The organism is Maribrevibacterium harenarium (genome assembly GCF_006385675.1).
GTDB lineage: Bacteria > Pseudomonadota > Gammaproteobacteria > Pseudomonadales > Marinomonadaceae > Marinomonas > Marinomonas harenarium.
Window position 1 is genome coordinate 1 of record NZ_VFRR01000062.1, and the last position, 9,282, is coordinate 9,282.

The following is a 9,282-nucleotide window of genomic DNA, read 5'->3' on the forward strand; positions in this document are numbered from 1 at the left end:
TCATGCTTGAGCTTCTTCAGCTCTGCGTATGTGAGTTCTTCAAGATGTGGGAGAATACTGCGAAGGCGTTGAGTGCTCATGAAGGCTCCGGTGCATCTGGACTACAGTTTTCAGCATAGACCACCAACACTCAAATGCAACACAGCCATATACATACAGTAACATAAAATCAGCAACAGTTGCAAACCCCACTTAACGCTATAGGAACCGCTACATGCCCTCTATCCGCTAAATACACAATTGCCGCCAAGACAAGAAACACCACACCAAACGCCGCATTTCTATTCCATTTGGACTCATTATATTCATTAGCCTGTGCTGTGGTGATTATACGCTCTTCTCTGGCTGCATTTTCCTCCATCTGACCGAAGGACTTTTCGGTGAAGCCAGGATAGATTCTCTCATAATGCTCTAGATGGGTAGGAAGCGGGAAAGGGCCTGAATACTGAGCCGATTGAACACGCGCCATGATTTTCCGGCGCTCGTCTGGGTTCTCACGAACAAACTTTTCAATATCTGGATTATCATCCATAACAATCGATAAGCCTATATCTGCTTCTTTAATTTCAGCTATTTCTCGATCAACAGCTTGGCTGTCTTCTTGAGTAACTCCCTTATTACTCATTGAGCCGAAACGCCCTTTCTATACTTTTTTAGGTATGTACGGCCATCAGCTAGCTCTACTTGCTGGTTAAAGGCTTTATTGAAGTCTCGGGAAAAACGCTGCGTTGCTCTACGATGAATTTCCCCTTTCTTGGGCACTATCGCCATGTAATCTGTCTGTGGGAACAGATTAAATATGCTGGCTATCCCTCTCAGAAAGTTAGTCATGCCCCCCCTATCGCTGTGTAGTATCGAGTCCTCGCTTGATGCGAAGTACAATTACTTAGTTGATTAGACCTAAATCTGTTGAAGACTATATCTAATATAAATTTTGCCGTGTTGGCGACATGTGTCAACCTTTATAACTACTTTTCACTATGTGAAATAAGCGAAATTGATCTAAACCAGCCACACAATATAAAAGGTAATCAGGGTCAAGATGATCACTTTCGCTAGGATTAGCCAAATCAGTTTTTGCGGGGTCATGGAAGGTTCCTTAGTTTCGATAAAGGTGGCTGATGCCACCTTTATAGCGCAATTTCACATCGGGATACATTAACCGATGGCAATGATATTGCTCGGTAAGCGGGGTTTGACCCACAGGCGCAATAGCAGCACCCAAACAATGGTCCACACCGCGGCTGCTAGCAACCATAAACTAGAGCTAAGCGGATGCAGGGTAAAGGTCAGTATTTGGAAGGCAAATAACGCTGCCACATAAGCGATGGAAGTAGACCACCCCACAATCACACTCCCCCAAAATACGCCCCCCTCTTTGACCAAGGCACCGATAGAGGCCGCGCAGGGAGTGTAAAGTAGGATAAAGACTAAGTAAGCGAATGCTCCTTGCCAACCAACGAAAAGGGCGACCATGGCATTGTGGCTTTGCTCTTGCGCTTGGGTTTCATCTAGTGCACTTAGCCCCAATGGGTCGGTGAAGCTACTCAGAGCTGAGGTAATATTGTCTACCATTAATCCAACGACTGTTACGAAATTGGCAAGCGGAGAAACGTAGTCATCAACACGCTCTGTCTCTGCCGATGAGGTATACAGGGCCTCTAAAGTACCAACAACCGCCTCTTTCGCCAGAACACCAGTAAAGACACCAACCGCGGCTTGCCAGTTATCATCCCCCATGCCGATAGGACTAAATACCGGCGTAATAATTTGCCCAACTTCCGCCAAAGCTGAGTCTTTTGACTCCGGCCCTTCGCGCCAAGATGGGAAGGAGTTCAGCAACGTGAGAATGGCGGAAACCAGCACGATGGTTTTACCTGCACGCAGGATAAAGCCACGAACTTTGTGCCAACTAGAAAGCCCCACGTTATTCAAGCGCGGACGATGGTAATGGGGCATTTCCATGATGGAAGAAGCATGTTGGTGTTGAAACAATTGTTTGCGAAACAACCATGCTGTACCTACTGCTACAACAATACCCAACAGGTACAAACTAAAGACGATCAAGCCACCATGCCCACGGAAAAAGACAGACACAAACATGGCATAAACCGCCAGCCGAGCACCACAGGACATAAACGGTGCCATCGCCATGGTTAGCATACGCTGACGCTCGTTGGTCAGTGCGCGTGTTGCCATGATGGAGGGAACATTACAGCCAAATCCCAATAGCAACGGGATAAAGGCTTGCCCCGGCAAACCAATCGACATCATCACTCGGTCAACGATAAAGGCAGCACGGGCCATGTAGCCACTATCCTCTAAAATACTTAGACACAAATACAAAAAGGCAATCACCGGGATAAACCCCGCCACCAGCTGTACCCCACCACCGATGCCATCCGCCAATACGGTGATGATCCAATCCGGGGTGCCGATAGCGTGCAACCAATGGCTTGGGAAAGAGACGAACCAGTAACCCGCAAACGCATCAATTGGGTCAATAAACAGCGACCCGATACCAATGGCGATCGCAAACATGGCATACATAGCGAATAAGAAAATCGGAATACCGAACCAAGGATGAAGCACAATACGGTCAAGCCATTCGGTTCGGTTCTGCGCCTTTACCATCACTGGCTGTACGCCTTGTAACCACTGCTTGATGGTGGCGGGCACGATCGCTCTGCCGCTTTCCTTTAAACCTTGTGCTTCGAGATATACTTGCTCCTGTAACGCGTCCAACGTTAGGTCGTTACTGTCGATTACCGGCACGCCAAGATTACTTTGTAGCGTTTCTCGGTCCGGCAAAATACCCATTTTGGCAGCGATATCCGTCATGGTCAGCACCACCAACATCGGCTGGCCTAACTCAGCAAGTTCTCGGGTCAGTTTCAGATTACGTTTTAGATTGGTAGCATCAATGATATTTACGATGACATCATAGCACCCTTGCTTTAGAAATTGACGAGCAACCGCTTCGTCCACGCCGCCGGAGGCCAAAGCAAAACTGTAGATGCCGGGCAAATCCGTCATATCCACTTTATTTTGTTTGGCATAATAAACACCGGTTTTACACTCAACCGTGACACCCGACCAGTTGCCCACTTTTTGCCGAGTACCGGCAAGCTTGTTGAACAAGGTGGTTTTGCCAGTATTAGGGTTACCGACTAAGGCGATATGCAGACTCATTGATCATGCCCCAAACAGGTCGCGTCACATAGTTCTACGTACTGAGCATCACTGTTGTGCAAGGAAACCAGCGTCGTCCCCACTTTTATTTGGATAGGATCACCAAATGGAGCGCGCATCATGACTTGCACCGGCTCGCCAGGGTCAAACCCCAACGCGATCAGTTGAATCAATTTATCTTGCTGGGGATGAAGCACTCGATGAACAGTGGCTTGAGCACCTTTGGGGAGGTCGGAAAGGGTCATACTTCTACCAAGGAATAAGTGTGAGAACCATTATCACTATAACACCAATTAATAGAATGACCCATATCAAAAAACGGCACCAGATGCCAAGTTTCAAGGAATTTTTTGCCTTGATTCAGCAAACCGGTTGCACCCTTTATTATTATTCTTCTGCAGCGGCGGCACGAATATCGTCGCGGATATCACACATCAGATTGAGTGCAGCGACAGGCGTAAGGTCATAAGGATTAAATGTCTCGCTTCCACCATGGGTTTTCAGTAGCTCTCGCATCCCGGGGCCATCTTGCAAATAGCCCATATTCCAACCAAAAAATTCCCGCTCGGAGATGTATTCGAAGCTGATGATCTGAATGTCTTCGTGGCGCTTGTCTTGAGCGATGCGCAAGTAAGTATGGTTAACCTTGTCGCGACCACCTTCCAAACATTGCAGAAAGCAGCGACTAGTAAAACACAACAAACCGGTAATATCAGACTGGCCATTGTTTTTCCGCGCTGCCGTTAGGATGCTTTTAATTTCAGCAGGTTTAAATACTTCGGTAGCGCGGCTGGCGTAGATCAAACGAACCATTTCCATAATGATGCCCTCCGCGGTCGATAGGATTTCTAAACAACTAGCAAGCTAGTAAGGTTAGATGTATCACAAGTAAAGAAGACAGGCTGTAACATTCATTTAAAGTTATGTTACAGCCGGTGAGGATTGTGTTGGGATTGTTTGCTTTGTGCAGCAATACTCAGAACGACTACATATCCATTAGCGTACGAATATGATTAAACGCCGCACGCCCTAGGGCATCCGTATTGTAACCACCTTCCAATACGGAAATGACTTTCTTACCACAGTGCTTTTCAGCGATTGCCATAAGCTCTTTGGTAATCCAAACATAATCATCGTCTTTCAATCGCAGTTGTGCCATTGGGTCTTCTGCTAAGGCATCAAAGCCTGCTGAAATCATCACTAACTCTGGAGCGAAGGCATCTAGCTGAGGCAACAGTTGTGCCGCGATGGCTTCTCGAAACTGAGCACCGTTTGTACCCGCCTCTAATGGAATATGGATGATGTTGTCATGGGAAGCGCCGGGGTCCGCATAAGGGTAGAACGGGTGCTGGTAACTAGACGAGTACTGCACCCGAGGCTCGTTTTTAAAGATATCCTCGGTGCCATTACCGTGGTGTACATCAAAGTCAATAATCGCAATACGCTGTAAACCATAGTGATCTAACGCGTAGCGAGCACCAACGGCGATATTGTTAAACAAGCAAAAGCCCATGGCCTGATCGTATTCTGCATGATGGCCTGGTGGGCGCACAGCGCAAAAAGCGTTTTCCATTTCCCCAGACATGACCAGATCCACGGCTTGTACCACTGCCCCTGCCGCTTTTAATGCTGCATCCAAGGTATGGGGCATCATTAAGGTTTCTGCATCCAGCTCCACATGCCCTTCTTCCGGTGCTCGGGCAAAGATGGTATCCACATAGTGTGGGTCATGGGTTGCTTTTAGCTGTTCCTCGGTTGCGGATTGGGCTTCGATAACGCGCACAAAATCCATTAATTGACCAGAAATGAGTCGATTCTGGATCGCACCAAGACGATGGGGGGATTCGGGATGATCTTCACCTAAGTTGTGTTTTTCACAGCGCCAGTGAGTGAGGTAGGCGGTGGTCATGGTAGTACCTGTTTTATTGTTATTGCATGCATTACATCATAGTCGCCTCATCAAGCCATAGATATCCGTCACAATCCAATGCGACCATGGTCTACACTGTAGAAAACGCACAGTTTTTCGCCGTAATCAGACAAGCTTAGAAAATGATTTGTTTGTTTCCGGTCACTTGTTCCTCCCCTTTAAAGAAGGGAGAATGCGCAGATACTCACGGTCAAGGGAGACTTTCATGGCTCAGCACGCTTTACGCCCCCTACTCATGCCCAGCTCATTGGCAATTTGGGTTGGGGACCACGCCAATGCCCCCATCGTTCAAGCTCTGCTGCCTATTGTTTTGACCCAACTCCCCCGTGGCAAAATGCACTTCGTCGGGCGCAGCGATATCGGTAAAACCCCAGTTCATCAGGTGGAAAGTCTTGATGCCTTACCCTTTACACCAGAGCTGCTGGTAGTGGCCGGGCCATTATCCTGTTCCTTTTCTGACTTCGTTGCTCAATGCGCTGCCAAAGGCATTCAACATCTAGTCACCCTGATTTGGATCGGTGAAGAAACCGAGACCATGCAAACGGCATTAAAGCAACACAACGTACGTATGATCGGTCCCAATAGCTTTGGCATTTGCCGACCTAAGCTTGGGGTTAATCCTTGGCTTGGCGCCACCGCCCCGTTAGCGGGACGCTTAGCACTGATGTCCCAATCCGGCACCGTCGCCAGTGCCGTAGTAGATTGGGCGACTTGGCAGGGGATCGGCTTTTCACAAATCGTCGCCATGGGCTCGCCGGTAGACATCATGCCATCCCAAGTATTGGACTTCCTCTCTAACGATTTTGAAAGCCAAGCCATTTTGATGTACTTGCAGTCCATCGGGCAGCCAACTCGGTTTTTGAGTAGTTTGCGAGCTGCGGGGCGGAGTAAGCCGGTCGCGGTCGTCACCGAACACGGCACCGGAGCCGATGAAAGGGTACTCGATGCCGCCCTCACCCGTACCGGTGCGGTACGGGGCCATCGTTTAAATGACTTAGTCTCTGCTGCTGCGGTCATGACTAATGCCCGCCGTGTTAAAGATGGTTCTTTGATGATCATTGGTAATGGCGCCGGCCCTGGCGAATTGGCCGCTCAACGGGCACGGGAAGTGAATGTTTCGCTACTATCGCCCAATGAAGAGCTACGCACCAAGCTAGAGAACGTCATGGCACTGCGGGGGAGTGTTGGGCCAGTGACTACCGTATGGGCAAGCTGCCCGACGGATTTGTTTATTAACCTCGCCGATGTGGCGTTGCAGAGTCGTGATTGTGGGGCGGTGTTACTCATGCTGAGCCCCACTGCCTTGCTCGATACCGCATCTTTATACGAGCAAGTACTGGCGCTACACAAAAAGCAACGCAAACTGGTCATGGTCTGTATGTTAGGGGGCGGCAACAGCGTACAGCTACGCACTAAGCTAGCGGAAGCCGGAATCCCAACCTTCCGTACTCCAGAAGCGGCCATTGAGGGCTTCCAATTTTTGGAGCAGTTCCAGCGCAACCAACATTTGGCCAAACAAGCGCCTGACAGCCATGCATTCCGTTTCAAGATAGATTTGGCCGAGCCGAAAGCCGTATTGGCGGATTTGTTGAAACAGAAAAACAAACACCCGACTACAGAAGAGCTGAAAGGCATTTTTGATATGTTTCAAATACGCCTAACCGGACGCCGTCAGTCCTCTTATCTGTTGCAAGCACCGATTCATTTACGCGCTTTTCAAGACCCAGTATTTGGCCCCGCGATTGGTTTATCTATCGAGGGGGCGAACCAGTGGAACAAGTCGAATGAGGCGGTCGCTCTCCCCCCATTGAACACGGTATTGGCGAAAGACTTAATTCATCGAGCGTTCCCCGGCGTGGAGTCTTTTGAATTAGAAGAACTGCTGCGCAACTTTTCCACCATGATCTGTGAATTACCCGAGTTCGTCGAAATCACCATGGCGGATGTCCGTATTCATGATAGCGGTAGTATTTTCGCCGATATCAGTGCCACCCTAAGACGTTGTCGCGGCTGGCGTCGCTATGCTCACTTAGCATTCCACCCTTATCCACGTCAGTGGGTGGAGGATCTAGAATTACGTAACGGTCAGTCCATCGTGGTTCGCCCGGTCCTTCCCCGAGATGCTGAAATGATGGCGGACTTTGTGCGTAACCTTTCCCATCAGAGCCGCTACTTCCGCTTTATTTCTAACTTGGAAGAGTTAACGCCCCGGATGCTAGCCAGCATGTCGCACATTGATTACGACCGAGAAATGGCATTAATGGCTGTCGGAGAAGATGAAAAACACACCCCCTACCTAATGGGAGCCGCGCGCTACATCGACAATTTTGATGACAGCAGTTGTGAGTTTTCGGTGGTCGTTGGGGACGATTATCAGGGACTCGGGTTAGCGGCACACCTGATGCGACGCCTCTTTTTAGTAGCAGCGGATAAAGGCATAAAACAGATGAAAGGCACCGTTCTGGCTGAAAACAAACATATGATCGAGTTTTGCCGTCATATTGGTTTTGCAATCAAACGGGACCCAGATGACTTCAGCTTGGTGGTCGCCGAATTGAAACTGACGCCAAAATTTATCAAACAAGTACAAGAAAAGCTTGGAATCATGACTTAAGGACAGTTATCGCACCATTTTCGCGTTAGAATCCTAATAAAAGGGTGAAAAAGCCCAACGTATGAGGTGGTGCAATAATTCAAGCAGTACAGGATAGTTGTAACTATAAGCGTTTTGTTAACGAGCTCGACCGTGCCGAACGTGCTCATATGGATTGGACGCACCGAGTACTGCGTTGCGCTGTGTTACATACTCTCCCTGACGATGACGTTTTGAAAGACAATGCCCATCAACTATGTGAATTCGGGCATTTCCTGGAACGTCAGATTGATATTTTTAATGCCTTGGACCATAACCGTGCCGATGCCTTGAGAATTGCCCACAAAACCATGCACGACGGTATTCGCGCTATCTCCCATCAAGTTTTTCGTGGAGAGCCCGGTAATGAAGCAGACTTGATTCAGTTTGAGCAGGGACAACAGGAACTGATCGAACACCTAGCCCATTTTAAAACCGCTATGGCGGTGAGGAGTTCGTTATCCTGATGTTTACCTCATCTAATCCAGAAGACCAGAAAAAGGCTGCTGTTCGTATCTTGCATGCAGTAAGCAACGCTTCGATTACACTACCATGCGCCAACAAACTGGTGACCAGCATTACCATCGGCATGACCGAAGCAACTTTAAACGAATCCTTAACCAGCACTATTAATCGCGCTGATCAAGCCATGTACCGAGGAAAAGCCGCGGGCAGGAACTGCGTGGTGGTCGGGTGAGTCAAGGATATCTATCCCCCTATGATTGAAGTTGACAACTAATTTGGAAATAATGGGACTATTAATCACGCCTCTTCAAGGACTAAACGACAATGGAGCATAGCAAATGAAATTAATCGCCGGAGCCCTTACCATCGCCCTATTGAGCGGATGTAGTGTAATGGGAACCAAGGAAGACCCTCGCGTACAAGAGCGCGCTTTGTACACCGAGTTACAGACGAAGCTGCAAAACCAGCAGTTTATCGCTCCTTCTTACACAATGGATGTGGGTTATGGGTCTACCCCTGAAGCGGCACGTGCTGATGCGCAAAAGCGTCTTGCTAGTCAGGTCATCGTCTCGGTACAAAGCTATCGCAAGTCGGATAAGTCCTTCGATAATGGCAATTTCACTTCTTCTGAGTCTGCGGCTGCCTATTCTTTTTCCACCATTCAGTTGGAAGATGCGCGCATTTTCGATAGCGGCGTTGTCGACGAAACATATTATGTTGTTTTAGGGGTCGACTCTGATATGACAGAAAAAATGCGTAGAGAAGCTCGTCGCAAGCTTCCTGTGCTGTCCATTATAGAACGCTTAAAAGCCACCGAATCCCCTGTTAAACGTATCAATATCGCCACAGAAGGGGTCAACGAAGCTGGTGCTGCTGGTGTGGCGGATGAACAAGTTATTGTGCGGGATATCGAGGGTTTGCAACTGTTGCTGATTTTATGTTACTGTATGTATATGGCTGTATTGTAGTCAGGTGTTGGTCATAGCAGCAAACAGCAGACCTTGATCTGACTTTTCATTCTGCTTCATATACCGGAACCAGCTGAGATAGTGGGGTAGATATT

10 protein-coding genes are annotated in these 9,282 nt (G+C 48.4%); 4 read left to right on the forward strand and 6 right to left on the reverse strand.

Annotated features, from left to right (window positions below):
- Window positions 1–169 precede the first annotated feature (169 nt).
- The 6 genes from FJM67_RS16215 to FJM67_RS16240 all read right to left on the reverse strand — a co-directional run bounded on the left by FJM67_RS16215 (window position 170) and on the right by FJM67_RS16240 (window position 5,101).
- Window positions 170–625, reverse strand: coding sequence for a hypothetical protein (locus FJM67_RS16215; protein ID WP_140591553.1), 456 nt, complete (start codon window positions 623–625; stop codon window positions 170–172).
- The gene (locus FJM67_RS16220; protein ID WP_140591556.1) at window positions 622–831 is read right to left on the reverse strand and encodes a hypothetical protein; all 210 of its coding nucleotides are present in this window, start codon (window positions 829–831) and stop codon (window positions 622–624) included. Before FJM67_RS16220 ends, FJM67_RS16215 begins: the two co-directional genes overlap by 4 nt.
- Window positions 832–1,158: 327 nt before the next feature.
- Window positions 1,159–3,192 carry a ferrous iron transport protein B gene (gene feoB / locus FJM67_RS16225; RefSeq protein ID WP_140591558.1) on the reverse strand — a complete coding sequence of 678 codons (2,034 nt, stop codon included), beginning with the start codon at window positions 3,190–3,192 and terminating at the stop codon, window positions 1,159–1,161.
- Window positions 3,189–3,437, reverse strand: a complete 249-nt coding sequence (locus FJM67_RS16230; RefSeq protein WP_140591561.1) for a FeoA family protein — start codon at window positions 3,435–3,437, stop codon at window positions 3,189–3,191. Before FJM67_RS16230 ends, feoB begins: the two co-directional genes overlap by 4 nt.
- A gap of 142 nt (window positions 3,438–3,579) precedes the next feature.
- A complete protein-coding gene (locus FJM67_RS16235; RefSeq protein ID WP_140591563.1) occupies window positions 3,580–4,011 on the reverse strand; it encodes a BLUF domain-containing protein in 432 nt (143 codons plus the stop codon).
- A 166-nt stretch (window positions 4,012–4,177) separates the two neighbouring features.
- Window positions 4,178–5,101, reverse strand: coding sequence for a histone deacetylase family protein (locus tag FJM67_RS16240; RefSeq protein ID WP_140591566.1), 924 nt, complete (start codon window positions 5,099–5,101; stop codon window positions 4,178–4,180).
- Between the two features lie 226 nt (window positions 5,102–5,327).
- On the opposite strand from FJM67_RS16240, the gene FJM67_RS16245 reads away from it, so the two are divergent.
- From FJM67_RS16245 to FJM67_RS16260, 4 genes are all read left to right on the forward strand, one after another.
- On the forward strand, window positions 5,328–7,736 hold the full coding sequence (locus FJM67_RS16245; protein ID WP_140591569.1) for a bifunctional acetate--CoA ligase family protein/GNAT family N-acetyltransferase: 2,409 nt from the start codon (window positions 5,328–5,330) through the stop codon (window positions 7,734–7,736).
- 149 nt (window positions 7,737–7,885) lie between these two features.
- Window positions 7,886–8,221, forward strand: a complete 336-nt coding sequence (locus tag FJM67_RS16250; protein WP_140591571.1) for a hypothetical protein — start codon at window positions 7,886–7,888, stop codon at window positions 8,219–8,221.
- Window positions 8,221–8,451, forward strand: a complete 231-nt coding sequence (locus FJM67_RS16255; RefSeq protein WP_140591574.1) for a diguanylate cyclase domain-containing protein — start codon at window positions 8,221–8,223, stop codon at window positions 8,449–8,451. The genes FJM67_RS16250 and FJM67_RS16255 overlap by 1 nt, the downstream gene beginning before the upstream one ends.
- Window positions 8,452–8,557: 106 nt before the next feature.
- The gene (locus FJM67_RS16260) at window positions 8,558–9,187 is read left to right on the forward strand and encodes an LPP20 family lipoprotein (RefSeq protein WP_140591577.1); all 630 of its coding nucleotides are present in this window, start codon (window positions 8,558–8,560) and stop codon (window positions 9,185–9,187) included.
- Window positions 9,188–9,282: the final 95 nt, after the last annotated feature.